The sequence below is a fragment of the Pseudomonas sp. CCC3.1 genome (assembly GCF_034347405.1).
GTDB lineage: Bacteria > Pseudomonadota > Gammaproteobacteria > Pseudomonadales > Pseudomonadaceae > Aquipseudomonas.
Genome location: NZ_CP133778.1, coordinates 2,823,201 through 2,849,792, shown reverse-complemented (window position 1 = coordinate 2,849,792; position 26,592 = coordinate 2,823,201). Strand labels below are relative to the sequence as shown.

Genomic DNA, 26,592 nt, shown 5'->3' with positions numbered 1-26,592 from the left:
TTTTGTGAGCGGCCTTTGGCGGCTGATCATGGGCGCTTTTTAGCCGCCATTTTTCCATTTCTTGTAATGACAGGCCTCTAGAACGGTATTGTTGGCGTTGCGTCAATGTGCGTCGTTTTTGTCGGGGCTGCGAAATTGAGCGCAGCAGATTTGCAGCGAATACTTCTACACAACGGCTAGCCAGCGCGCATTCATACAGACACTGGCGGCATTTGTTTCGACCCGATCGGAGTTCACTGTGAAGCTCACCGGCAGCCAAACCCTCGTTAAATTGCTCAAAGCCCATGGCGTGGAATATGTGGCGGGCATTCCCGGTTACGGCTCTTGGGCAATTGTCGATGCGTTGCAGTCGACGACACAGGGCATTCCGTTTATTCAGGTGATGCAGGAGCAAAGCGCTGTGTACCTGGCCGATGGCTACTACCGGGCCTGCGGTCGGCCGATGGTGGCGCTGGTGCCCACCGCTATCAATGTCTCCAAGGCGGTGACCGGGCTCGCGTGCGCCTCGGCCGAAGGCAGTTCGGTGCTGGTGATCAGTGGTGGTCAGACCGCTCACATACCCTGCCAGGCGTTTGAACCGCCCTCTGACAATGACTGCGCGACCCTGCACGTGAAGGCGCACCTGATGGCTGAAAGCCCCGCCGAACTGCCTGCCATGTTGCGTGCAGCTTTTTCGACGATGCTCTGCGCAGTGCCTGGTCCGGTGAGCCTCACGCTCCCTTTGGATGTGCAAACCGAGCGTGTCGAACTGACACTGACACCGGGTCAGGTGCGGGCTGTTGCTGAACGCAACACTGCGTTGGCGACGCACATTAGCGTGGCCTCTGAATGCCTGGCAAAAGCCTTGCGTCCGGTGATTGTGGTGGGCGGCGGGGTCATCGCTGCAGACGCGTGCAGCGAGTTGCTGAATGTAGCCGAACGCTTTTGCGCGCCCGTGCTCACCGGTATCGATGGCAAAGGTTCTATCGCCGAGGATCACCCGTTGGCTGGCGGATCTTTGGGCCGTTGGGGCAGCGCCTGTGCCAACCAGTTGTTGGCCAATGCCGACCTGGTGTTGCTGGTCGGTTGCCGTCCCGTTGATCTGGAGGGCGCGACCTCGGTCATACAGATTGACTGCGACCCAGGCACGCGAGGTCGATCTGCGCAATTAGTGCTGGGCATCGAAGCGGATATACGCAGCGCGCTGCACGATTTGTCTGAGTCGTTATCGGCGTTACAGCGCCAAGCGATCTCACAGCAGCGCCCGGACTACCTGCAACAGGTAGCCGCGCTGCGCACGGCCTGGGAGTTGCGTCTTGATAAAGAGCGTGCGGATGAGTCGTCGCCGTTCATGATCCAACGGCCGCTGGCCGAATTGCGGGCGGTGCTGGAGCGCGACGCGTTGATTGTGGTCGGGGCCGGAGGCGTTCGCCGAGCGGTGCAGCAGATGTTCCCGGTGTATATGCCACGTACCCACTTGTCTTCCAGCACCTTTGACGCACTTGGCTGGGCGGTGCCCGCGGCCATTGGGGCCAAGCTGGCGCTGCCGGCACGTCAGGTGGTGTGCGTAGTGGGTGACGGCGATTTCTTGCAGGCGCTGCAAGAAATGGCGGTGTGTGTGATGCATTGCATCCCGGTGCTGTTCATGGTCTTCAACAACAGCGGCTATGTGTCGCTGCGCGATGGCCAGACGCAGCTCTTTGGCCGTCATAACGGCAGCGAATTCAACCTGCCCGATGGCAAGCCGTATTCGCCCGACTTCACTGAAGTAGCCCGCAGCTTTGGCCTTGAATCATGGCGCGTCGAGCACCCGTCACAACTCTCACCTGCCTTGCATAAAGCCCTTAACAGCAAAGGCCCGGCTTTGGTCGAGGTGATGATTTCGCGGCAAAGCAGTGGGGTTATTGACCCTTTTGCTGACGACCTTGCTTGAGTTTGTCGCTTGATTGCGTAGCGCTGCCGATAGAGCTGCGCACGCCCTTTATGCCTTAACAACAAGACTGCCCTCGAGGAGAGACATCGTGAGTCCAACCCCATCAAGGCTGCCCCATGCCACTGATGCAGATCCCTTGCGTCGATCTAAAAAAACACGCTGGAACCCCGCAGCACTGGCTGTTGCACCGACCTTCATTTTGGTGGCGATCAGTGTGTACGGATTTATTGGCTGGACGACTTTGATCTCGTTCACCAAGTCCAAGTATTTCCCTGAATATGACTTCGTCGGGTTGAGTCAATATGTGCGGCTATGGGAGTCGGATCGCTGGAATACATCGGTCATTAACCTGGTTTTATTTTCGATTGGTTTTGCGCTCATATCGCTGTTGATCGGTTTGCTGATAGCGATCTTTCTGGATCAAAAAATTCGTGCCGAAAATACATTACGCATGATTTATCTCTACCCAATGGCTATCTCCCTGATCGTCACCGGTATTGCCTGGAAATGGATTCTTAACCCCGGCACCGGTATAGAACATTTATTGCGCAGTTGGGGCTGGGAAAGTGCCAGTTTCAATTGGCTGGTTGATCCCAAGATGGCGGTGTACACATTAGTGATTGCAGCTGTTTGGCAAACCGCAGGTTTTATCATGGCGATCTTTCTGGCTGGACTTCGCGGCGTGGACTCTGAAATCGTCAAGGCGGCGCAACTTGAAGGAGCCGGACTGTTCAGGATTTATACCGTGATCATTATTCCGATGTTACGGCCGGCCATGTTCTCGGCCATCATCATTCTTATTTATCAGGCCGTGCGTTCGTTTGATCTGGTTGTTGCATTGACCAATGGCGGCCCGGGTTATTCCAGTGATTTGCCAACCACCTTTATGTACAACTCGACGTTCTTGCGCGGTCAGATGGCTCAAGGGGCGGCAAGTGCTGTGATGATTTTGTTGGTGGTGGTTGCCATCGTTGTTCCTTATTTGTATGCGGAGTTCAAACGTGAACACAACGACAGCAGCCATTAATAGTCGCGCCGTGCCTGGCCAGCGAAAAACAACACGTGTTGCCATCAAGTCTCTGCGCCGTATTGCGCTGTATCTGGTACTGATGGGTTTCGCCGCGTTCTTTCTGTTTCCTTTGATTGTGATGGTCTTTGCATCATTCAAAGACATGGATGCCATTTTGCATTCTTCGATTCTGGATCTGCCCTTGAATCCGACGCTACAGCCGTGGCGTGAAGCGTGGTCGAGTGCGTGTATTGGTACCAGTTGCGTGGGGTTGCGCAGTTATTACCTCAATACCATCCTGATTGTTGTGCCATCGGTATTGGTGTCGGCACTGATCGGCGCCGTGAACGGCTTTGCACTTTCAAAGTTTCGATTTTACGGCGCCAACCTGGTGTACGGCCTGATCTTGTTTGGCACGTTTGCGCCCTATCAAGTGATGTTGGTGCCGATCTCGAAGATGCTGGGGATGTTGGGTTTATCCAACGGGATTGGCGGCCTTATTTTGTTGCACACGCTTTACGGTCTGCCGATGACCACGATGTTCTTTCGTAATTACTTCATGACGGTGCCACAGGATTTGATCAAGGCGGCCCGCGTAGACGGTGCCGGGTTCTGGACCACTTTTTTCCTGATCATTTTGCCCATGGCCACCCCGATGATCGTGGTCACCGTGATCTGGCAGTTCACCAGTATCTGGAACGACTTCCTGTTTGGCGTCTCGTTCACCAGCGGTGCCAACACGCCAATCATGGTCGCACTCAATAACCTGGTCAGTTCGGCCGGTGGCGAACGGCCTTACAACATTCATATGGCTGGCGCTTTGCTATCGGCATTGCCAACGTTGGTGGTGTACCTGCTGGCGGGTAAATATTTTGTGCGAGGCCTGATGGCTGGCGCGGTCAAGGGGTAAATGAAATGGCATCTCTGAATATTCGTAATGTAGAAAAACACTACGGCGATTTACGCACATTAAAGAACGTCAACATTGATATTGAAGACGGGGACTTTCTGGTGCTGTTGGGGCCGTCTGGTTGTGGCAAATCAACCCTGTTGAGTGCTATTGCAGGTTTGGCGCCGGTGACCAGTGGCGAAATCGTGATTGATGGCGTGGTGGTCAATGACATGGAGTCCGCCGACCGCGACATTGCCATGGTGTTCCAGTCATACGCGCTGTACCCGACGATGACCGTGCGCCGCAACCTGACCTTTGGCATGCGCGTTCGCGGAGCTTCGCGCCAGGAGCAAGATGAGGCAGTCAAACGCGTGGCGGCGGTGTTGCAACTGGGCGAACTGCTCGATCGCAAGCCTTCTCAACTGTCGGGTGGTCAGCGGCAGCGCGTCGCCATGGGCCGGGCGATGGTTCGCCAGCCGAAGATTTTTCTGTTTGATGAGCCGTTATCCAACCTTGATGCCAAGTTACGCACCGATATGCGGGCGGAAATCAAGAAACTGCATCAACGTGAAAAAACCACCACGGTGTATGTCACCCACGATCAAATCGAAGCCATGACCCTGGCAACCAAGATTGTTGTGATGAAAGGCGGTGAAGTTCAGCAAATAGGTTCTCCGCAAGAGATTTATGAACATCCCAATAATTTGTTTATTGCACGCTTTATTGGTTCGCCTGCCATGAACTGTATTAACGGAACTTTGGACGTTGAAGGTTCAGCTGTCTTTTTTCAAGGCGCGTCCAGGAATCAAGCCGGGTTGCGTATCCATCTTGGGCCGCTGACTGAACGTTACAACGCTTATAGAGGAGGCAACGTGGTATTGGGCATTCGTCCCGAATGGCTCGCTTACGCCGAACCCGGATCGGCTCCCCAATTAATTGATGCAGTGGTTGATGTGGTTGAGCCAACCGGTTCGGATAACTTTGTATTGCTTGAGGCCAGCGGTGAAACATTAATGGCACGCTTTGCTCCCGGAGTGGGTGTATCAGGTCAGCGCGTAGGTCTGACGGTTGATATGGATAAAACATTGCTGTTTGACGCTGTCACTGAACAACGAATTTCACGCTGATCCAACTATTGAAGTTCAAATAAAACCCAGTTGTATCCCGGCATGACTGTTGTTCGGTGACGTGTCGGGCGCTCACTTTTACATGATCGACTGCCAATTTTCCTTCCAAAACAAAAGAGAGAATGTGATGAAAAATAGCGTAAGCGTTCAACGTAATTCGTTACTCGGTTTTCGCCAGAAAGTGGTGGGCAGTGCCTTGCTGGCTTTATTGTTGGGTGCACAAACAGCCGTCGCTGCGGGGCCTTCGGTCGAAGTGGTTCACCCATGGTCTTCAGCGGGTGAAGCCTATGCATTGGATGCATTAAAAGAGGCCGTCAAGAAGGCGGGTATGACCTGGCAGGATTCTGCCATCGCCGGCAATAACAGTAATAACCAGCAGCAGGCATTACAGGCCCGGTTGTCGGCGGGTAACTTGCCGGATGTGACGCAGACCGTTCCGAACTTGATGCATGCCTATGTTGATCAAAATGTGCTGACCAACCTGGATGCACAAGCGAAGGAGCAGGATTGGGATAAAAAACTGTCGCCGGAAATGCGCAAAGTGGCGATGTACAAAGGTTCTTATTACGCGATCCCGCTGGTTGAACACCGAGAAAACATGATGTGGGCCAACAAGGCGTTGCTGGCCAAGTATGGCGGCGAGTTGCCGACCACGTGGGAGGCATTCAACGCCTTGGCCGAGCGTATGCAGAAAGATGGCGTGATTCCCTTGGCGCTTGGTGGTGAAGACTGGCAAGAAGGGCAGATGTTCACCTCGGTGATTTTGGGTGTGGGCGGCAAGGACTTTTACAACAAGGCGATTATTGAGCGTGACCCAGAGGCGTTGAAAGGGCCCCAGATGGTCAAAGTATTTGACCAGTTCCGCAAAATGATCAACTTCTCGGACAAGAACCGCATTGGTCGCGATTGGAACGCAGCGACGCAGATGGTGATTGATGGCAAGGCCGTTTTTCAGTTCATCGGTGACTTTGCCAAGGGTGAATTCCTGCGCGCAGGTAAACACCCTGGAGAAGACTTCCTGTGCGCCAGCTCGCCTGGTAACGGTCAGAACTTTGTCTACCTGACAGACGAACTGGCGTTCTTCAGCCAGAAAGACCCGCAGCGCCAAGCCAATCAGAAGAAGTTTGCCGAGCTGGTGATCGACCCGGCTGTGCAGATCGAGTTCAGCCGTCGTAAAGGGTCTATCCCGACCATCATGGACGTGCCGCTGGAGAAGTTTGACGCCTGCGCGCAGATCAACCTTGTGGACCGCAAAGCCAATCAGGAAAACGGCGGCATGCTGCCCTCGTTCATTGAGAACATTGCCGTGGATCGTGATGTACGTGGTGTATTGATGGATGTCATCACTCATTTTGCCAACACACCGTCAATGACTTCTCAGCAAGCGGCTGATCGCATCGTCAAGGATCTGCAAAACATCTAACCGAGGCCCGGGCCGGGGTCATGCTGATCCCGGCGCCGCACGTCTGTGTTCATTTCTTTAAGTGGTAGCGTTTATATGTCCCGGCATCCCTCGTACGTCATCATCGGTGGTGGCACTACTGGCTGCATTCTCGCGGCTAAATTATCTGAAGACCCGGCAGCGCGTGTAGTTTTGCTTGAAGAAGGGCCCAGTGATCGAAACCCCTATATTCGTTTTCCGGGCACGTACTACAAAACCTGCCAAGGGCCATTGCTCAAGCGTTACCCGTGGGACTCACCTGCCGAATTTGCCCGTGCGCCAGGGGACAGCATGATCCAGGCAAGTGTGTTGGGCGGCGGCAGTTCGATCAACGGCATGGTGTACGCCCGTGGCAACCCTGGCGACTACGATGAGTGGGAAAGCAGCGGCGCAACTGGCTGGAGCTATGCCGATGTGTTGCCTTACTACCGACGCAGCGAAGACAACTCCGATTTCTGCAATGAAGCACACGGGATCGGCGGGCCTTTGGCGGTGTCGTTCAATAACCACGTGCATCCGCTGACCCGTAAATGGTTGCAGGCGTGCCAGCAAGCCGGTTTTGCGTTTAACCCGGATTTCAACTCGGGTGAGCCTGCGGGCTGCGGTTACTATCAGATCGCCGCTAAAAACGGGCGGCGTGCCAGTTCAAGCAGCGCCTACCTGCGCCCGGCCATGGGTCGTTCCAACCTTGAAGTCATCACCGGGGCCAAGGTCAATCGCATCCTGATCGAGCAAGGCCGCGCGGTGGGAGTGGAGTACTGCCACAGCGGGCAGGTGCTTGCGCTCAGGGCTGAATGCGAAGTCATCCTCAGTGCGGGGGCGATCAACTCGCCCAAATTGCTGATGCTGTCCGGTGTTGGTGAAGCGAAAGCACTGACCCGGTTGGGGATCAAGGTGCAGGCCGACGTGCCTGGGGTGGGGCAGAATCTGCAGGATCACCTTGAGATGTCGCAGGTGTATCAACTTAAAGGTGTTCAGAGTTATGACCGCTACAAAAAGGCCCACTGGAAGGCCTGGGCAGCGTTGCAGTATCTGGTGGCGCGCAGCGGCCCGATTGCCTCGAACCTGATCGAGGGCGGGTTATTTGCGCGGGGTTCGCAGGTCGACAAAATGCCGGACCTTCAGTATTTCTTTCTGGTCGGAGCCGGGATCGAAGAAGGCACCGACAGCGTGCCGGGTGGCACGGGGTGCACTCTTAACTTTGAGCACGTGCGACCGCGTTCTCGCGGCAGTGTGAGCTTGCGCAGTGCTGATCCTGGGCAATTGCCGCGAATCGCTCCCAACTACATGAGTGACCCGTATGACCTTGAGCGTTTGATAGAGGGGTATCTGATTGGTCAGGACATCATGGCGCAACCGGCCTTTAGCACGTACGTTGCGGCGCAGCACTATCCAGGGCGTGCTTTTGCTGATCGGGCAGCGTTGGGGGCGTATTTGAAGCGTAATGCCCGTGCGGCATTGCACCCGGTGGGCACCTGCAAAATGGGGACTGATGTGCTGAGTGTGGTGGATCCGCAATTGCGGGTGCTGGGGATTGAGAGTTTGCGGGTGGCTGATGCGTCGATCATGCCCAATATTGTGTCGGGTAATACCAATGCGGCGTGCACCATGATTGGTGAGCGGGCATCGGACATTATTCGGGGGCTGCCAGCGCTGCGTTGATGGGGGCAGTGGCAGCGTTTCTAAGGTTTTGCGTACATATCCGTTTGATTTATTGCGGCTATTTACGGGTTTCGCCCTTACGGCGAGGCACTTTTGTCAAGCAGCCACAAAAGTTCCCAAAAAGGCCTGGCTCCCACGTACGGCCTTCGCTTCGCTCAGGTTCCCTCGCACAGGTCCCGCTCCGTGGGCACGCCGTGACGGGCCATCCATGGCCCAACACGGCTCTCCCGGCATCCTGCCGGTCAACCCTCTGCGCAGAACCTGCACTCGGCCTCCCGAAGTCGCGGGTAGATCAAGATCAAAAGCGAGATCAACAGCCAAGATCGCGGCGAACACACACTTTGTAGTCGCTGAGGAGCGCAGCGGCTACAGGATTCAATCGCGATAAAACACTTGCACCAGGTGGTAGCCAAACTTGCTTTTCACCGGCCCATGTACCACACGCAACGGTTTTTTGAAGATGATCTGGTCAATCACGCCGACCATTTGTCCTGGCCGCACTTCGCCCAGATCACCGCCGCGTTTGCCTGACGGGCAAGTAGAGAATTTCTTCGCCAGTACATCAAAGGCTTCGCCTTTGGCGATGCGTTGTTTGAGCGATTCGGCTTCTTCGGCGGTTTTCACCAGGATATGGCGGGCTTGAGCTTTCATGGGACGTTTACCTTGCAACTGTGGGGCTCTTTACGAGGGCGCGGATTATGCCTGAGTTTTCTCGTCTTCGTCGTGGTGGCGGGGCAGGTGCAAACGCACCCGCGTGCCATGGCCAGTTTCACTGATGATGCTCACATGCCCGCCCGATTGCTGGGCAAACCCGTAGATCATTGACAAGCCGAGGCCGGTGCCTTGGCCCACCGGTTTGGTGGTGAAGAAGGGGTCGAAGGCTTTCGCAAGGATTTGCGGGGTCATGCCCGAACCATTGTCGCTGACTTCAAACATCACATATTCCCCAGCCTTGATCGGCTCCAGGGTGCTGGTGCGGCTGTCTTCGAGGTAGAGGTTGGCAGTTCTGACCACCAGCGTGCCACCTTCAGGCATGGCGTCTCGGGCGTTGATGATCAGGTTGAGCAGGGCGCTTTCCAGTTGCCCGGTGTCGGTGCTGACGGCCCAGATGTCTTTGCCCAGTTCAACCACCAGCTCAATATGTGAACCCTTGGTGCTGTTGAACAGTTCCTGCAGCGAGCTCACCAGGTGGTTCGGGTCCAGCGGTTTGCGGTCCAGGGATTGGCGACGGGAAAACGTTAACAAACGATGGGTCAGTGCCGCAGCACGGCGGGCTGAGGAGACGGCGGCCTCGGTAAAACGGCCAACTTCCGCGCTGCGCCCAGCGGCAATGTAACGCTTCATCAGGTCCAGGCTGCCGATAATTCCGGTCAGCATGTTGTTGAAGTCGTGGGCGATGCCGCCGGTCAACTGGCCAACTGCTTCCATTTTTTGCGCATGACGCAAGGCTTCTTCGGCCCGTTCACGCTCTAGCATCTCGCGTTGCAACTGTTCGTTGGCCTCGGCCAGTGCTTGAGTACGCTGCGCGACTCGCTCTTCAAGGGTGTTGTTGAGTTCGCGCAAGGCGTGTTCGGTTTGCATGAGCGCTGCACGTCTGCGATGCAAGGTTTTGACCGCAGTCATCAGCAGCCCGGCGACCTGGCCTTGCTCATCGCGTATCGGACTGAATGTCAGGTCCAGCCCCATTTCTGTCGCCTGCTGTGAGTCCGGGCGTAAAAAGTACTGATCGGTAAACGAACGGTGTTGACCGGCCCAGACGGCTTTGATGATTGGCTGACTGAAATCAGTGTATTGCGGCCAACTCAGGTGCAGCGGCTGGCCAAAGGCGCACGGGTGCTTGTTACCTACCAGGGTGGCAAAGCTGTCGTTGTAGATTTGCGTCAGTTGCTCGCCCCACAGCAACAACATCGGCATGGGCGAGTTCATCACCACCTGCGCGCAGGTGCGCAAACTGTGTGGCCAGCCGGCGACATCCCCCAAGGGGCTCTGTGCCAACGCCGCGAGTTGGCGAACGGTAAAAACGGCGCTCATGGATAGGTCCCGAGAGTGAATCTTAAAAGAAGTGTATTTAATGCCGGATACCGGCCCAAGGTATCAATGTTCATGAAAAGCCCGTTCTTGAGCGTGCGACTAAGGTCCAATGAGTGTGAAGCATAGCCTTTCGTACAATTGCGGCCCTTTTTTGCATTGAATGGACTCGCTTCGGTTTTTCACCGCAGGTACGCAGTCCCTTGTCTTTGTTGTGCGAATGATTCGCTGCTGGAGCGTGTACATGGTTCATCCTTTTTCATCGTCAGTGCCACGTCGCATGGCGCGCGTGAGTGCGCTGGCGGTCTGCGCAGGTTTTGCAGCGCAGGCACAATCGGGCGGATTTATTGAAGACAGCAGCGCTTCGCTTGAGGCCCGTACGGTGTACTTCAACCGCGACTTTCGCGATGGCAGCAGTTCAAGCCCGCAAGGCGCCTCCAAGCGTGACGAGACCGCACAAGGCTTTATCCTCAACCTGCAATCGGGCTACACCGAAGGCACTGTGGGGTTTGGCCTCGATGCGCTGGGCATGCTGGGGATCAAGCTGGACTCCAGCCCATCGAGCAGTAACAGCGGCTTGCTGCCTTCGACCGGCAGCGACCCGCGTCGTTCCAAAGATCAGTACGCAAAAGGCGGCCTGACCGCCAAAATGCGCGTGTCGCAGACCGTGCTCAAGGTCGGCACGCTGCTGCCCGACCTGCCATTGCTGAAGTACAACGACGGGCGTTTGCTGCCGAACATGTTCAGCGGTGCGATGCTCGAATCCCAGGAAATCAAAGACCTGAAGTTCATGGCTTCGCGTCTTGACCGTTACACCGCGCGCGACTCCACGGACTCTCAGGAATTGCGCCTGAACTGCAAAAACAAGCGATACGCGTGCAACATCACGGCTGACCATTTCTCGATGTATGGCCTGGATTACAAGGTCAATGAGCGCCTGACAGCGCAGTATCACTACGCTGAACTGGAAGATATTTACCGCCAGCAATTCATCGGCCTGTTGGCTAAACAGCCCATCGGCCCCGGCGTGTTGGCGGCCGATGTACGGTTGCTGAAAAGTGATGACGCGGGATCGGCCAAAGCATCGACCATCGATAACCGCGCCGTGGGCGCGATGCTGACTTACTCGCTGGGCGGACATAAGTTGGGGGCTGGCTGGCAACGTCTGAACGGCGAAACCTCGATGCCGTATCTGGATGGCACCAACCCGTACCTGGTCAACTATGTGCAGGTCAACGACTTCGCCAATGCGCAAGAGCGCTCGTGGCAACTGCGTTACGACTACGACTTCAAGGCCATGGGCATTAATGGCCTGTCATTCATGACCCGCTACGTGAATGGCGACAACATCAACGTGGTGGGTCGCAGCGAAGAGGGCAAAGAGTGGGAGCGCGACAGCGAGTTGAAATATGTGGTGCAGAGCGGCACCTTCAAAGACCTCAGCGTGCGCTTTCGCAATGCGACCTATCGCACCAACTACTCGAAGTTCGCCCGCGACGTGGATGAAACGCGCCTGATCGTCGGCTACAACCTGTCGATCTGGTAAACCCACACCATTATTGTGGGAGCGGGCTTGCCCGCGATTGAATCAACACGGTGTATCAGACAAACCGGGTCGGCTGCATCGCGAGCAAGCCCGCCCCCACAAGGGATTGGCGTTTATCAATCCAACTGATGCCTGTACGGCAGGTCCGGCCCGGTTTTACTACATGTCAGCGCTGCCGCCCGGCAGGCGAAGTCGAGCAGGGCGTCGACCTGCACTTTGCTCAACGTGTGCAAACCTTCGATTGAATCCAATCCATGCTCGGTCAGCCAGGCAATCACGGCCGCCTGAAAGGTGTCACCCGCGCCCACGGTATCAGCGACGGTTATCGGCTGCGCCGACAGCGACGATTGCCCGTGTTCGCGACTGAACACACTGGCGCCCTGACTGCCACGGGTCAAAAACAGCAATTGGCAACGCTGCCCCAGCCAGGATTGAGCGATCTGTAGCGGGTCTTGGCCTGGATACAGCAACTCTAGGTCTTCATCGCTGACTTTAATCAGGTCGGCATAAGGGATCAGTTGATTGATTCGCTGACGCCAAACCTCAATGTCCGGCTCAGGATTCAAGCGCACATTGGGGTCGAGGCTGATCAGGCGCCGCCCGCTTTCGCGCTGCACCAGTGACAGCAGCGTGTCGGCAATCGGTTGCACCACCAGTGAAAATGACCCGATATGCAACCCCCGTACTTCTGGCCCCAATGCGGGCAGGTGCTGTGCGTGCAGTTGCCGGTCGGCGCAACCTTCGCCGCGAAAGCTGTAGGCGGGCACTCCGTTGGCATCCAGCGCAACCATGGCCAAGGTGGTGGGCGCGTCAATCTCCAGCCAAAACTGATCACTCACGCCTTCATTCAGCAGCACGTGCTTGAGGCGTTTGCCCAGGTAGTCAGTCGACAGCCCGGCAAACAGCCCGGCATCAACCCCCAGTCGGCGCAAACCCACAGCCACGTTGAACGGCGAACCTCCAGCAATGGCCTTGAAGCCCACCTGGTTAGCCTGCTCGTTGTTGTCCGCTTGCGCGAAAAAATCAAATAACGCTTCACCACATACCAGATACATAAGGTTCACTCGGTTAAGGCGGCTACCTGCTCGCGGTAGTGCTGATAGAGACGTTCATAGGCCGCGACATGCGTCGCATCAGGTTTGGTCTGACTGTCGGGGTCGAGCCGCACACAGCGCCCGCACAGGTCTGCGAGCGTCTCGGTGCCTGCGCTGACACACCAGGCCGCTTGAATGGCGGCCCCCAGTGCAGCCGCTTCGCTTTGCTCGGCGCAGACCACCGGGGTATTCATGATGTCGGCCACCATTTGGCGCCAAAGAGGACTTTTTGACCCGCCGCCGATCAGTCGAATGGTGTGGCTCTGCAAGCCGTTGCGTCGCAGCAAGTCGAGGCCATAACGCAGACCAAAGGTCGTGCCTTCAAGAGCGGCTCGGCAGAGATTGGCTGGGTTCAGGTTAGTCAGGGTCAACCCCTGAAGACTGCCGGTGGCGTTGGGCAGGGCGGGCACTCGTTCGCCGTTTAGAAACGGCAGCATGCTGACCCCATAAGCCCCAATGGGCGCCTGATTGGCCAACGTATTGAAGCCCTCAAGCGAGAGGGCTAACAGCTCACGAATGGCGCCGGTGACGTTGGTCAGGTTGAGCGTGCAGATCAACGGTAACCAGCCGCCGCTTGAAGAGCAGAAACTGGCCACGCTGGCGTCCGGGCTGACCTGCGGGTGCTCGTTAAACGCGTACAAGGTGCCCGAAGACCCCAGGCTCATGGTAATGATCCCGGGCGTGATATTGCCGGTGCCGATGGCGCCCAGCATATTGTCGCCGCCACCGCTGGACACCACGGCATCCAGGTTTAGCCCCAGCAGATGAGCAACTTCCGGGCGCAGCGTGCCGACTGGCTGACTGGACTCGATCAGTTCAGGCAGGGCGCGTTCAAGTGCTCCGCTCGGGTCGATATGGCGCAGGATGTCGAGGTCCCACTGGCGGGTTCGTACATTGAAATAGCCTGTGCCGGAGGCATCGCCGTACTCACTGCAACTGCGCCCCGTCAGCCAGAAATTCAGGTAGTCGTGGGGCAGCAGAATATGGGCGGTTTGTTCAAGCACCTGCGGATGGTGGATGCGCGTCCAGAGCAATTTGGACACCGTATACCCTGGCGCAATCACCAGCCCCAGACGTTCTAGTGAACCGGCGTCGCCTCCCAGCCAATCCAGTAATTGCTGGTTTTCGGCCGTGGACTCGGTGTCACACCAGAGTTTGGCCGGGCGCAGCACGTTGCCGTGCTTATCCAGCAACACCAGCCCGTGTTGTTGACCGCTAACGCCGATGCCTTTGATGTGCTGGCCGCTGACTCCAGCGTTGGCCAGCGCTTGGCGAGTGGCTTCTCGTAATGCATGCAGCCATTGTTCGGTGTCTTGCTCGCGGCGCCCGTTTTCGCCTTGAGTCAAGGTGTGCGGTGCCGCCCCCAGCCCCAGCACTTGGCCGGACTGGCTGTCGAGAATCAGGGCTTTAGTGCCCTGAGTGCCGCAATCGATGCCGAGGTACAAGGTTGAATCGTTCATGGCGGTCCTATCGGATTCCAACGCTGTGAAGGCCATCGCTGGCAAGCCAGCTCCCACAAAAGCAGCTCTAACCTGTGGGAGCGGGCTTGCCCGCGATTCAGGCAACGCGGTCTACCAGTTGCTCCAGGGTTTTACTAACGCCCACCTCACGCAGGCTGTTGAGGCACCACTCAAACGCCGCCACAAACTCCGCAGACTGCGGGATTGCTGTGCCAAAAATAGCTTCAACCCCCAGCAACCGCTGCGCGATCAACGCATCGTCGCTCACCAGCGCCTGACAAAACTGCGCCCGCGGATCAGGAATCACATACTTCTGACCCTTCTCATCCACCCCTTTGAGGTACAGCGCCCAAGCGGCGACCACCAAGGCTGCACGTTTCAACTCGCCGCCATCGGCGATCAGGCGATTGATAGTCGGGACCGTAAATTTAGGAAATTTCGACGATCCATCGGAGCACACGCGCTCCAGTTGGTCGGCGATGGCTTGATTGGAGAAACGCTCGATTAAGGTGTTTTTGTACGTCGCAAGGTCAATCCCCGGCACGGGTGCCAACTGCGGGGTCACGTCCTTGTCCATATAGGCGCGCATATAAGCCACAAACAGCGGGTCGTTCATGGTGTCGTGGACGAAGCGATAGCCTTTCAAAAAGCCCAGATAGGTCAGCGCCAGGTGGCTGCCATTGAGCAGTTTGATTTTCATCTCTTCATAGGGCGTGACGTCATCGGTGAGCTGCACACCCACGGTTTCCCAGGCTGGGCGGCCGTTGCTGAATTTGTCTTCGAGCACCCATTGAATAAACGGCTCGCAAACCACCGGCCAGGCATCGTCGATGCCGAGCTGATCGTGCAGTTGCAGGCGATGGGCGTTGCTGGTCATGGGCGTGATGCGGTCGACCATGGCATTCGGGAAACTCACATGGGTGGCGATCCAGTCGTGCAAGTCCGGGTTGCTCAGGGCAGCGAAAGCCAGCAGGGCTTTACGGGCCACGCGTCCGTTGTGCGGCAGGTTATCGCACGACATCACGGTAAAGGGCGCAGTGTTGCTGGCGCGGCGTTGGGCGAGGGCGGCACACAACACGCCAAACACCGAGCGTGGGGCTTCGGGGTGTGCCAGGTCTTGCTGAATCTGCGGCAGCGAGGCCATGAACTCGCCTGTGCTGTCGTCGATGCAATAACCGCCCTCGGTGATGGTCAGCGAGACGATGCGGATCTGTGGGCTGGCCAGCTTGTCGATCACCGCCTGAGCGCTGTCTTCGGCCAGCAGCATGTCGCTGATCGAGCCGATAATGCGGCTTTGCGTTTCGTCACTGTCGCCCAGTTCAAACAAGGTGTAGAGGTAGTCTTGGCCAGCCAGGTCATCGCGCACTTTGCGGTCTTCGGGGCGTAAGCCGATGCCGCAAATGCTCCAGTCAAGATCACGTCCCTGATTCATCAGCGCATCGGTGTAAAACGCTTGGTGTGCGCGGTGAAAGCCCCCGACCCCGATGTGGGCGATGCCGTGCTGCGTGACGCGGGCAAGGTAGGTAGGTTTGACCACTGCGTCGTTCAGATTGTCGAGGTTACGGCGATTCAGTTTCATGGGTGCGATCTCAAAAAAGGTCGTCAGCGTCAGGCAGCAGCGCGCAATGGGCGGCTGATAGCCAGCCCTTGAGCATCGAATAAATGGCAATGTTCACTGTCCAGGTGCAGGTGCAATTGCTCGCCGTACTGGCTCGCCATGTCACCGCGAATACGCATGGTCAGGGGTTCGCCACAGGCGGTAATCACGTGGCAATAGGTGTCGCTGCCCAGGCGCTCGCCGACGTCAGCGGTAACGGTCAGGGTGCAATCCCCGGGCTTGGCAAGGTTGAGGTGTTCAGGGCGTATGCCCAGGGTCACGGCGCTGCCAAGGCTCAGTGAAGGGCCACTGAGTGGCAGTTGGATGCGCGTGCCGGCGTCCAGCGCCACTTCGCAGCTCTGGGCTTCAATACGGCTGATCTTGCCTTTCAAGAAGCCCATTTTTGGGGTGCCCAGAAACCCGGCCACAAACAGGTTGGCTGGATGATGGTACAGCTCCAGCGGCGAGCCAACCTGTTCGATTTTCCCTGAGTTGAGCACCACGACCTTGTCGGCCAAGGTCATGGCTTCGACCTGGTCGTGGGTCACGTAGATCATGGTTGCCTTGAGCTCCTCATGCAGGCGCGCCAGTTCCAGGCGCATTTGCACCCGTAGCGCCGCATCAAGGTTGGACAGCGGTTCGTCGAACAGGAATATCTTGGGGTTGCGCACAATCGCCCGGCCAATCGCGACGCGTTGGCGTTGCCCGCCCGACAGGTGCTTGGGTTTGCGCTCCAGTAACGGTGCAAGTTCGAGAATGCGTGCGGCTTCGTTAACTTTTTTCTCGACTTCAGCTTTGGCGACGCCCGCCAGATCGAGGGCAAATGACATGTTTTTGCGCACGGTCATGTGCGGGTACAGTGCATAGGTCTGGAATACCATGGCCAGGTCGCGCTTGGCCGGGCTGACTTCGGTGATGTCGCGTCCATCCAGTTCGATGGTGCCATCGGTGACTTCTTCGAGCCCGGCAATCAGTCGCAGCAGCGTGGATTTACCGCACCCCGACGGGCCAACAAACACCACGAACTCGCGGTCATGCACTTCAAGGTCAATGCCCTTGATGATCGAGAAACCTTCGAAGCCTTTTTGCAAATTCTTGATTTTCAGGTGGGCCATGATGGGCCTCCAATCGTTATTTTTATTTAACTGCGCCGAAAGACAAACCGCGCACCAGTTGCTTCTGGCTGATCCATCCAAAAATCAGGATGGGCGCGCAGGCCAGGGTCGACACCGCCGACAACTTGGCCCAGAACAAGCCTTCGGGGCTTGAGTAAGAGGCGATCAGGGCCGTCAGTGGCGCAGCGCTGGAGGAGGTCAGGTTCAGCGACCAGAACGCCTCGTTCCAGCACAGAATCAGTGACAGCAGCAGGGTCGAAGCCAGTCCGCCCTTGCTGATGGGCAGCAGCACGCGAACCATCTCTTGCCACAGGGTGGCGCCGTCGAGCCGGGCTGCTTCGAGGATGTCTTTGGGGATGTCCTTGAAGTAGGTGTAAATCATCCAGACCACAATCGGCAGGTTGATCAGGGTGTAGATGATGATCAGCGCGGCGCGGGTATCGAGCAGGCCGAAGGTCTTGGCCAGCAGGTAAATAGGCATCAGCACGCCCACCGGCGGCAACATTTTGGTGGAGAGCATCCACAGCAGCGTGCCCTTGGTGCGCTTGGTTTCGTAGAACGCCATCGAGTACGCGGCCGGGATCGCAATCAGCATGCACAGCAGGGTAGCGCTGAACGAGATCAGCACCGAGTTCCAGGCAAAGTGGAAGTACCCACTGCGCTGTTCAATGTGCAGGTAGTTCTCCAACGTAGGGGTAAAGATGAACTGTGGCGGCGAGGCAAACGCGTCGAGTTCGGTCTTGAAGCTGGTCAGGACCATCCAGAAGATCGGGAAGAAAATCAGGATGGCGATGGCCCAGGCCAGCGTGCCGAGCAGCACGCTTTGCAGGCGGCGAGATTGTTGAAGTGTCATCACTGGGCCCTCACGGCTTGTCTGTCAGGTTTTTGCCGAGCATGCGTACCAAAATGATGGCCGCAATATTGGCAATGACCACGGCGATCAACCCACCGGCCGAGGCCATGCCAACGTCGAATTGCACCAGTGCCTGGTTGTAGATCAGGTACGCCAGGTTGGTCGACGCGTAGCCGGGGCCGCCGTTGGTGGTGGTGAAAATTTCGGCGAACACCGACAGCAGGAAGATGGTTTCAATCATCACCACCACGGCAATCGGCCGCGCCAGGTGCGGCAAGGTCAGGTGCCAGAAAATCGCGATCGGCCCCGCACCATCCAAACGTGCGGCTTCTTTTTGCTCCTGGTCCAGCGACTGCATGGCCGTCATCAGAATCAAGATGGCGAAGGGCAGCCATTGCCACGACACAATGATGATGATCGACAGCAGCGGGTAGTGCGCCAGCCAGTCAACCGGCTGGGCGCCGAACAGCTTCCAGACGGCAGCCAGCACGCCGGACACCGGGTGAAAGATCAGGTTTTTCCAGATCAGCGCTCCCACTGTGGGCATGATGAAAAACGGCGAAATCAGCAGCACCCGCACAATGCCGCGCCCCAGGAAGTCAGTGGCCTCCAGCAGGGCACTGATCAGCACCCCGAGCACCACGCTGATCAGCAACACACTGCCCACCAGCAGCAAGGTGTTGGTCATGCCAGGCATAAAGCCTGAATCGGTGAGGAAGTAGGTGAAGTTTTCCAACCCCACAAACTGGTTTTCACCGGGGTACAGCAGGTTGTAGCGGATCAACGAAAAGTACAGCGTCATGGCCAGCGGCACGATCATCCACAGCAGCAACAGCGCCACTGAGGGTGTGACCAGAAACCAGCCGGGGTTGAACAGCCGGGATTTACGCACCGGGGGCGGGGCGTCAATCGCTGTCGTAACAGTCGAAGTCGTCATGGTGAGTACACCGAATAGGGCAGACAGTTTTCCTGTAGTCGCTGCCGCAGGCTGCGATAAGGTCCGCAGGACCTTCTAAAGGGTCGCTACGCAACCCATCGCAGCCTTCGGCAGCGACTACTGGGTTCGGAAACTTTTACTTGGGATAACCCGCGCGTTTCATTTCGCGCTCGGTGGTTTGCTGGGCGGCCGTGAGGGCTTGATCCACCGTGGTCTGGCCAATCAGCGCCGCCGAGAAGAATTTGCCAACCTGGGTACCGATTGCCTGAAACTCCGGAATCGTCACCAACTGGATGCCCACGTAAGGCACGGACTTGAGGGTCGGGTCTTTGGGGTTGGCAGCTTTGAGTGACTCCAGCGTGACTTTGGCAAACGGCGCGGCCTGGAGGTAGGCGTCGGTGTAGGTCGAGTTGCGGGTGCCTGGTGGCACGTTGGCGATGCCGTCTTTTTCAGCCACCAGCGCGCCGTACTCTTTAGAGGTGGCCCAGGTGCTGAAGGTTTTAGCGGCGTCTTTGGCTTTGGAACTGGTCGGAATGGCCAGTGCCCAGGAGTACAGCCAGGCGCTGCCTTTGTCGGTGACTTGATGCGGGGCGAAGGTGAAGCCGACATGCTCAGCGACTTTGCTCTGCGTCTTGTCGGTGACAAACGAACCGGCCACGCTGGCATCGACCCAGATGGCGCATTTACCGCTGTTGAACAGCGCCAGGTTTTCGTTGAAACCATTACTGGTGGCACCCGGCGGACCGGATTCTTTCAGGGTGTTGACGTAGAAATTCAGCGCGTTTTTCCACTCGGGACCGGTGAATTCTGGCTGCCATTTTTCATCAAACCAGCGCGCGCCGTAGGCATTGGCGACAGTGCTGATCAACGCCATGTTCTCGCCCCAGCCCGCTTTACCGCGCAGGCAAATGCCGTATTGCTCCTTTTCAGGTTTGTTCAGCTGTTTGGCAAAGCCTGCGATCTGCTCCCAGGTCGGGCGCTCAGGCATGGTCAACCCGGCATCCTTGAACAGGTCGGTGCGGTAATAGGTCATTGAGCTTTCGGCGTAAAACGGCAGGGCGTAGAGCGTGCCTTTCACTGACAAGCCGTCGCGCACAGACGGGAAGACGTCTTCGATAGCGTATGTGGCTGGCAAGTCGGTCATGGGCTCAAGCCAGCCCTTGGCGCCCCAGAGCGCAGCTTCGTACATGCCGATGGTCAGTACGTCGAACTGGCCGCCCTGGGTCGCAATGTCGGTGGTCAGACGCTGGCGCAGTACGTTTTCTTCCAGGACCACCCAGTTGAGCTTGATGTCGGGGTGCTCGCTCTCGAAGGTCTTCGAAAGCTTTTGCATGCGGATCATGTCGCTGTTGTTGACGGTGGCAATGGTCAGGGTTTGCGCGCCCAGGCTGATGCCGCTGAGGGTCATGCAAGTCGCGACACACAACGCTTTGACAGGAATATTCATCGAGCACTCCTCTTCATCGGCCAGACGGCTTTTGAAGGACGGTTATTGTTTTTATGACTGCTTACCCCAGGGTAAGCACGTGGGCTGATTACAGCCCTCAATCACCGCCAAGACAAAGCTTTGGCAACACTTGAACCGATACTATTTTGCACTGCGCAAACGTTCACTCTGTGCCGGCAGGTTTTGCTCGGTTAAACGCTGCACCGCAAGGCGTCGATAGTGCGAAGGGGTCATGCCTTTTAGCTGCTGAAAGCGCCGATTGAAGTTGGAAATATTGTTGAACCCCGACTCGAAACACACGTCGGTAACGGCTTTCTCGCCGTCGGCCAGTAATTCGCAGGATTTGCTGATGCGCAGGCGGTTCACAAACTCGATGAAACAGCGCCCGGTAGCTTGCTTGAAGACGCGAGAAAAATAGGTGGGTTTCATGCCCATGTACGCCGCGACCTCTTCGAGCGTCAGCTCGCGGGCGTAGAGGCTAAAAATATAGTCCACGGCGCGGTTGGTGCGATCTATGGTCTGTTCGTCAGCGAGGTGCCCTGCGGTCACGCCGGACAGCAACTGATAGTCGTCACAATCGGCCAGCAATTGCAGGAGGATCAAGAAGTGCCCCAGGCGGGTGATACCTGTGGCGTCGGCAATCGCCTGCATCAGGTCAACGGCCTGACGAATAGTCGTTTTGCAGCGAAATTCGATGCCGTACTGCGCCCGGTCTAGCATCGGTGTCAGGCTTTTAAGCTCGGCAAACACCGAACTGGCGCCTTCTAGCAGTTCATCGGTGAAATTGACCAGCATGTCGCGCAGCGGCACAACTTCATGCTCGGCCACTTGGCTGATCCAGTTGTGCGGCAGGTTAGGCCCGGTCAGAAACAGTGTTTCGGGGTAAAAATTGCCGATATAGTCGCCGACAAACACCTTGCCACTGCTGGCCATAATCAGGTGCAGCTCGTATTCCTTGTGAAAATGCCAGCGCACCAGTGGGCAAGGGAAGCCATGCTGGCGATAGATGATCGACAACCCGTTATGGTCGTCCATCAGTTCGTAAGACGGGTCTGTTGCTCTGGCAAGTCGAGTCATGGGCGCAGGCTTTGAGTGTTGTTATGCGGCAGATCATGCTGCCTTTTGAAACTTCCTACCAGTGACGGATAAGTTTCCTGCCTGCAAAAGGATACGGCTCAATGAAAACACTGTTACTCATCGGCATCGGCGCGGGCGACCCTGAACATATCACTGTGCAGGCGATCAATGCGCTTAACCGCGCCTCGGTTTTTTTTGTGCTGGATAAAGGCCAAACCACCGAAGACCTGGTGCGCCTGCGTCTGGAAATCTGCGAGCGCTACATTACCGAGCCCAATTACCGCGTAGTGCACGCCAGTGACCCGCAGCGTGATAGCGCAACGCCTTCGTATGCGCAGGGCGTGGCAGACTGGCATGAGCAGCGGGCCGAGATATTCAAGCACCTGATAGAGCAAGAACTGGCCGATGGTGAATGCGCGGCGTTTTTGCTTTGGGGCGAGCCAGGGCTGTATGACAGCACCTTGCGTATTCTGGATCGGGTGCGCGCCAATGGCTGCTCGGACTTTGACTACGAAGTGATCCCCGGTATCAGCAGCGTGCAGGCGCTGGCAGCTCGGCATCGCATACCGTTGAACGGGATTGGCCAGCCGATTCGCATCACCACGGGGCGACGCCTTGTTGCTGATGACTTGGACAACGTGGTGGTGATGCTCGACGCGCACTGTGCATTTCAGCAATTTGTGCACGAAGACGTCGATATTTACTGGGGCGCTTATATCGGCACAGCGGATGAAATTCTGATTGCGGGCAAGTTGTCGCAGGTGTGTGAGCACATCAAGTACACCCGCGAGGCTGCCCGGCAGCGCAAAGGCTGGATCATGGACACGTACTTGCTGCGTAAGCGTGTCGATTAAAGGAGCTGTAGGGCTGTGAATAGATCAGTTTCCTACACGTAAAAGGGATTGTGATTACCGCGCTTGCCCCGAAAGGGGGGTTAGTTTCTGTGTGTGAAACTAACTGCAAAAAGGAAGCGTGCAATGCGTGAGTTCTCGCATGCCTACATCCCCGCAATAGATGGCCTACGTGCCATCGCTGTTCTCGCTGTCATTATTTTCCATGTCGACTTCCTGGATTTTCTCCCTGGGGGCTTCACCGGGGTCGATCTGTTCTTTGTGATCTCCGGCTATGTGATTAGCCAATCGCTGAGCCTGCGAGGTAATGCGGACTTTGCCGATTTTTTAATGGATTTTTACCGTCGGCGTTTATTGCGTATTTTGCCCGCGTTACTTGTGGTTCTGCTGGTCAGCTTTCTGGTATCAGCCCTGTTCATGCCGCAGTTCTGGCTGAGTGAGCAGATGAGTCGCACGGGGCTGGCAGCTTTCTTTGGCGTCAGCAATGTGGCGTTAGCCTGGACCACGGACACTTACTTTGCGCCCGGGAATCACCTCAATCCTTATGTGCAGACCTGGTCGCTGGGGGTTGAGGAGCAGTTTTATCTGATTTTTCCTGCGCTTTACTTCATCTGGCTTCGTTACAGAAAGCGTATCGCTATGGTCTGGGCTGTGCTGCCGCTATTGGCCATTGCCTCGCTGGCTGTCAGCGCCGTTGAGACAAAAACCGATCAGTTGGCAGCCTTCTATTTATTACCTGGGCGCTTTTGGGAGTTGGCGGTCGGGGCCATGCTGTTCCAGGTTGTGGGGGCGCAATGCGGCTTGATGCGTTCCAGAGCACTGGCTGACGGGTTACTGGCATGCGGGTTTGCGTTGCTGGTGTCAGTTTTTTTGCTTGCCGGGGGTAATGCTTTTCCTTTTCCTTGGGCGATTATCACGGTCTGCGGGGCGGCGCTGATGATTGCCGCAGTGGTGTTGCCTGCTGAAGGCTATGGCTCAATCTTTCAAAGTATTTTGCAGGTGCCTTTGCTGACGTATATCGGTCGCTTGTCTTACTCGTTGTACCTGTGGCACTGGCCAGTGCTGGTGTTATTGAGATGGACCGTTGGAACTGAACTGCTGATCGTCCAGTGGTTGTACCCGGTCGTGGTTTGGGGGTTGGCAGCCAGCACCTATCGCTGGATTGAAATGCCATTACGCGCAGGCAGATCGTTTTGGCAGAACCGGGCGTGGGCCACGGTCGCGCTGAGCATCAGTTCAATTTGCTTCGCGGGCTGGGGCGCGTATTGGATGAGCCAGAATGCTGAGCGCCTGTCGCTCAGTCAGACGCGCGACACGTATAACTGGTACGCCTACAAACACGATCCCCAAGAACCGTTTGCCAGAATCGAGGCTCCACGGGTGTTGGGGCGTCAGTTGTTTGTGATTGGCGACTCACACTCGGCGGCCTATCGCACGCTGCTCAACCTTGCGTCGCTCAGGTTGGGGATCAAGGTAATCGAGTACGAACAGGGCGGCTGCGGCGTGGTCAGTTTGATGGCCGCTGACCCCATTGAGTGTGCGGCACGCCGGGTAGTCGATTTCAAGGACATTGAGACGCGTGCCAAACCCGGTGACATTGTGTTTCTTGCCTCGCTGAGAATGCCCGAACTTGAGGGGCGTGGCTGGGAGCGTGGGACCGAAGTGGTGTTGAGCGAGATCCTTTCTGAGCAGACCCTGGACCTTAGCCACGCCGCCCGACACTCAGCCGAAGCGGTGATTACGCGCCTGCAGGCGGCAGGGGTAACGGTTCTGATTGACGCACCCAAGCCTCTGTTCAAAGCGCCTGCAAACCGTTGTTCAGACTGGTTTAACCACATGAACCCGATTTGCGCGGCGGGCCTGACGATAAACCGCGACCTGCTTGAACGTTTGCGTGCCCCGCAAATGCGTCAACTGGAGCAGTTGCAGCGCGAATATCCCAGTCTAATCGTCTGGGATCCGTTCCCGCTGCTGTGTCCGGGCTCGGTCTGTTCGGCTTATGACACCCGTGGCCAGCCGCTGTTTTTTGACTCAAATCACCTCAGTGGTCACGGTAACCGTGTGCTTGAGTCTTCCTTTGTCCAGTTATTGCTGAGGATATGGAACAAACCCTACGCGCGGTTTTTCGCCTCGATCCACTGCGACATGTACTGAGTACTTTTGTGCTGATGATGGCGCAGCATGGCGCCGGTGAAGTTGTTGCGGCGGTGCTGTTCAAGTCCGGCGCGGCAGTCCTTGATACGTTGCACCAGTGCAGGGCCGTGGCTGGCCTGTAAGTAGCGCGCATTGAGCAGTGCCTGCCCCTGTTGTTGCGCAAGGTGCCACGCGTGCGGGTTTCGATACAACTCGACAGCGGCCGCAGCAATGGTAGTGGCGCTCTGTTCAATGGCTCCGGCCCACGGCATGTCGCCGTGCATGCCTTCAGCGCCGATCGGGGTGGTCACGTTCGGCGTTCCGCAAAGCATAGCGTCGGCGATCTTGCCTTTAATACCTGCGCCAAAACGCAGGGGTGCCAGGCAAATGCGCGCGCTGCTCATCACCGCCAGTGCATCTTCGGCCCAGTTGAGCACGTGGAAGCCTTGCTTGGGGTTGTGCAGCGCCGTGGCTTTAGGCGGGGTATAGGCGCCATAGATGTGTAACTGCGCCTCGGGAAGCTGTTGGCGGATCAGTGGCCAGATATGGGTTTTCATCCATAACACTGCGTCCCAGTTCGGCGCATGGCGAAAGTTGCCGATGCTTAAAAAGTGTTGGCGTTGTTCAAACGGCACACATTCCACTGGCGCGCTGTCGACCATCAGCGGGCACCAGTGCAGCAGTTCCTTGGGGACGTGGAACTGCTCGACCAGCAGGTCAATCTCGTACTCGGAAATCATCAGGTTAAGGTCGCTGCGATAGATAGCAGCGATTTCTCGTTGCGCCAGATCGGCATCGGCCATGTGCTCAAAGGTTTCGACGGGTGACGGCGCGAACAGGTGACTGAAATCGTCCTGTTCGGGGTTGTGCTTGAGGTGTGCCTTGAGCTGTTGCTGGCGGGCGTCACGCAGGCTTTGCAGGTCGGAGGTTTCGAGCACGCGCAGGGCGTTCGAGCATTGCTTCTCGACACGCCAGCCGAACTGCTCTTCCATCATGAAGCGGTCAAACAGCACGATGTCCGGGGCCAGCTCGCTGATAAAGGCATCAAAGCTGCTGTTGTTCAGCTCGATAGTGACTTCATTGATGCCCTGCGCCGCCAGATCGGCTTTGTGCTCGCCAATGCCAGCGGGGCTGCTGAAGGTGATTTGCCAGCCTTCCTGCAAAAAACTCTCGATGATTTGCATCATGTGGCCGCCCGCCGCCGAGGAGCGTGGCTCGGGCCACACGTAGCCAATGATCAGGACGTGGGTAGGGCGGGACGACGGCATGGGCAGATCCTTGGAGCCTGGAGACTGAAAAAAGGCGGCAATTAAAGCACAACTGGGCTGACGCCTTGGGTGGGAGCTGCAGTAATTGGCTAGAGGTCCTCTGTTTTTTGCGAGGGCTCCGTCGGGATGGTCTTGAGGCTTTCCAACGTGGTTTCCGCTTTCATGGCTCTTAAGGTCAGTGCGGCATTGGCTTCTTGGGCTTGTACGTGTGCATGCTTCAGCGCCTCACTTTCTTGCGTTGCCACGCGCAGGCGTTCCTGAAGCAAGGTGCGCTCGCTGTCCTGCTGGCTTATTTGCGCGCTCAGTCGCTCATTGAGGTTGCTGAGTTTGTGTTGCTGGTCGCTGGCCTGGTTCAGTTCTTTGCTCAATGCACGGCTCTCGCTCAGAACGCGCTCGTTGTCGCGGTGCAACTGGGTTATTTCATCCTGGCGCACCAAGGCGCTTTGCTGTGCCTGGCGCAGCTCCATTTGTATCTGCTGCAACTGGCCTTCATGGCGACGCTGATCCTGCTCGCGCTGCTCTTTGACGGCGCTGCGGTAGTGCTCAAGTGCGTCGCGGGCGTGCAGGTGTTTTTCTTCCAGTGAGCGAATTTGCTCGTCGCGGTCATTCAGGCGCAGCTCAAAATCGCTGCACGCCTGATTGAGTGCAGCGTTGCGGGTTTGCTCGGTTTGCAGCATGGAGCGCGTGGATTCCAGGCTGGCCGTCTCCTGGTTCAAAGCGTTGCCCTGAATCTCAAGCTGCTGCTGGAGTTGCACCTGCGTCTGTTGCGCTTCGGCCAACTGATCCTGCCATTCGGTTTTGAGCTGTTCGTAGTGCGCAAGAGCGCGATCAATCGGCTCTTGCGCCTGTTCTTGCAGGCGCTGAGCAAGGCGGGCGACCAATTCGGTCAGCTCTTCGCCTATCTGCTCTCGAGGCGCACCTCGGCGCGAATCGACTTCGTCCAGCTCTTTCAGGTAACGATGGATCGTGGTTTTCGAGCCTGTATTGCCCATTTCAATACGTACTGCATCGATGCTGGGGTGTTCGCCGCGAGCCAGGATTGCCGTGCGTGCAATTTGCACCACCGCCTTGTTTACGCCGCCACGAGCCATGGCTTTCTCCTACGATTATGTACTGTGGTATGTACCCTGTAATTACATACTA

Annotated in this window: 20 protein-coding genes and 1 pseudogene; 9 read left to right on the top strand and 12 right to left on the bottom strand. The window is 56.9% G+C overall.

Annotated features, from left to right (window positions below; all coding sequences use genetic code 11):
- Nucleotides 1-238: 238 nt before the first annotated feature.
- From RHM56_RS12680 to RHM56_RS12655, 6 genes are all read left to right on the top strand, one after another.
- Nucleotides 239-1,912 (top strand): thiamine pyrophosphate-binding protein, encoded by a 1,674-nt coding sequence (locus tag RHM56_RS12680; protein WP_322241588.1) that lies wholly within the window; start codon nucleotides 239-241, stop codon nucleotides 1,910-1,912.
- 109 nt (nucleotides 1,913-2,021) lie between these two features.
- On the top strand, nucleotides 2,022-2,939 hold the full coding sequence (locus RHM56_RS12675) for a sugar ABC transporter permease (RefSeq protein WP_322241766.1): 918 nt from the start codon (nucleotides 2,022-2,024) through the stop codon (nucleotides 2,937-2,939).
- 82 nt (nucleotides 2,940-3,021) lie between these two features.
- A complete protein-coding gene (locus RHM56_RS12670) occupies nucleotides 3,022-3,831 on the top strand; it encodes a carbohydrate ABC transporter permease (protein ID WP_322241765.1) in 810 nt (269 codons plus the stop codon).
- 5 nt (nucleotides 3,832-3,836) lie between these two features.
- Nucleotides 3,837-4,940, top strand: a complete 1,104-nt coding sequence (locus RHM56_RS12665; RefSeq protein ID WP_322241587.1) for a sn-glycerol-3-phosphate ABC transporter ATP-binding protein UgpC — start codon at nucleotides 3,837-3,839, stop codon at nucleotides 4,938-4,940.
- A 127-nt stretch (nucleotides 4,941-5,067) separates the two neighbouring features.
- Nucleotides 5,068-6,363: an ABC transporter substrate-binding protein gene (locus RHM56_RS12660; protein ID WP_322241586.1), complete on the top strand. Its 1,296-nt coding sequence runs from the start codon at nucleotides 5,068-5,070 to the stop codon at nucleotides 6,361-6,363.
- 75 nt (nucleotides 6,364-6,438) lie between these two features.
- Complete coding sequence (locus RHM56_RS12655) at nucleotides 6,439-8,043, top strand: GMC family oxidoreductase (RefSeq protein ID WP_322241585.1); 1,605 nt, start codon at nucleotides 6,439-6,441, stop codon at nucleotides 8,041-8,043.
- A gap of 375 nt (nucleotides 8,044-8,418) precedes the next feature.
- On the opposite strand, the gene RHM56_RS12650 is transcribed toward RHM56_RS12655, so the two are convergent.
- Together RHM56_RS12650 and RHM56_RS12645 are read right to left on the bottom strand one after the other, a co-directional pair.
- Nucleotides 8,419-8,694, bottom strand: a complete 276-nt coding sequence (locus RHM56_RS12650) for a peptidylprolyl isomerase (RefSeq protein WP_019409622.1) — start codon at nucleotides 8,692-8,694, stop codon at nucleotides 8,419-8,421.
- Between the two features lie 72 nt (nucleotides 8,695-8,766).
- Nucleotides 8,767-10,074, bottom strand: a pseudogene (locus RHM56_RS12645) (ATP-binding protein); the annotation flags it as partial.
- A gap of 241 nt (nucleotides 10,075-10,315) precedes the next feature.
- On the opposite strand from RHM56_RS12645, the gene RHM56_RS12640 reads away from it, so the two are divergent.
- Nucleotides 10,316-11,617, top strand: a complete 1,302-nt coding sequence (locus RHM56_RS12640) for an OprD family porin (protein ID WP_322241584.1) — start codon at nucleotides 10,316-10,318, stop codon at nucleotides 11,615-11,617.
- 116 nt (nucleotides 11,618-11,733) lie between these two features.
- On the opposite strand, the gene RHM56_RS12635 is transcribed toward RHM56_RS12640, so the two are convergent.
- The 8 genes from RHM56_RS12635 to RHM56_RS12600 form a co-directional block, all read right to left on the bottom strand.
- Nucleotides 11,734-12,672 carry a carbohydrate kinase gene (locus tag RHM56_RS12635; RefSeq protein ID WP_322241583.1) on the bottom strand — a complete coding sequence of 313 codons (939 nt, stop codon included), beginning with the start codon at nucleotides 12,670-12,672 and terminating at the stop codon, nucleotides 11,734-11,736.
- Between the two features lie 5 nt (nucleotides 12,673-12,677).
- Nucleotides 12,678-14,171: a xylulokinase gene (gene xylB, locus RHM56_RS12630; protein WP_322241582.1), complete on the bottom strand. Its 1,494-nt coding sequence runs from the start codon at nucleotides 14,169-14,171 to the stop codon at nucleotides 12,678-12,680.
- Between the two features lie 97 nt (nucleotides 14,172-14,268).
- Nucleotides 14,269-15,750, bottom strand: a complete 1,482-nt coding sequence (locus RHM56_RS12625; RefSeq protein WP_322241580.1) for a mannitol dehydrogenase family protein — start codon at nucleotides 15,748-15,750, stop codon at nucleotides 14,269-14,271.
- 29 nt (nucleotides 15,751-15,779) lie between these two features.
- On the bottom strand, nucleotides 15,780-16,883 hold the full coding sequence (locus RHM56_RS12620; protein WP_322241579.1) for a sn-glycerol-3-phosphate ABC transporter ATP-binding protein UgpC: 1,104 nt from the start codon (nucleotides 16,881-16,883) through the stop codon (nucleotides 15,780-15,782).
- Nucleotides 16,884-16,905: 22 nt separating this feature from the next.
- Nucleotides 16,906-17,739, bottom strand: a complete 834-nt coding sequence (locus RHM56_RS12615; RefSeq protein WP_322241578.1) for a carbohydrate ABC transporter permease — start codon at nucleotides 17,737-17,739, stop codon at nucleotides 16,906-16,908.
- A gap of 7 nt (nucleotides 17,740-17,746) precedes the next feature.
- A complete protein-coding gene (locus tag RHM56_RS12610) occupies nucleotides 17,747-18,673 on the bottom strand; it encodes a sugar ABC transporter permease (protein WP_322241577.1) in 927 nt (308 codons plus the stop codon).
- Between the two features lie 136 nt (nucleotides 18,674-18,809).
- Nucleotides 18,810-20,120, bottom strand: a complete 1,311-nt coding sequence (locus tag RHM56_RS12605) for a sugar ABC transporter substrate-binding protein (protein WP_322241575.1) — start codon at nucleotides 20,118-20,120, stop codon at nucleotides 18,810-18,812.
- A gap of 141 nt (nucleotides 20,121-20,261) precedes the next feature.
- Entirely contained in the window at nucleotides 20,262-21,197 is a 936-nt protein-coding gene (locus RHM56_RS12600; protein WP_322241573.1) for an AraC family transcriptional regulator, read from the bottom strand.
- Between the two features lie 101 nt (nucleotides 21,198-21,298).
- On the opposite strand from RHM56_RS12600, the gene cobF reads away from it, so the two are divergent.
- Both cobF and RHM56_RS12590 read left to right on the top strand, forming a co-directional pair.
- On the top strand, nucleotides 21,299-22,051 hold the full coding sequence (gene cobF / locus RHM56_RS12595) for a precorrin-6A synthase (deacetylating) (RefSeq protein ID WP_322241572.1): 753 nt from the start codon (nucleotides 21,299-21,301) through the stop codon (nucleotides 22,049-22,051).
- A 123-nt stretch (nucleotides 22,052-22,174) separates the two neighbouring features.
- Nucleotides 22,175-24,202, top strand: a complete 2,028-nt coding sequence (locus tag RHM56_RS12590; RefSeq protein ID WP_322241571.1) for an acyltransferase family protein — start codon at nucleotides 22,175-22,177, stop codon at nucleotides 24,200-24,202.
- Here RHM56_RS12590 and RHM56_RS12585 read toward each other — a convergent pair.
- Complete coding sequence (locus RHM56_RS12585; protein ID WP_322241569.1) at nucleotides 24,160-25,449, bottom strand: glycosyltransferase family 4 protein; 1,290 nt, start codon at nucleotides 25,447-25,449, stop codon at nucleotides 24,160-24,162. The genes RHM56_RS12590 and RHM56_RS12585 overlap by 43 nt on opposite strands.
- 89 nt (nucleotides 25,450-25,538) lie before the next feature.
- The gene (locus RHM56_RS12580; protein ID WP_322241567.1) at nucleotides 25,539-26,540 is read right to left on the bottom strand and encodes a DNA-binding protein; all 1,002 of its coding nucleotides are present in this window, start codon (nucleotides 26,538-26,540) and stop codon (nucleotides 25,539-25,541) included.
- Nucleotides 26,541-26,592 lie beyond the last annotated feature (52 nt).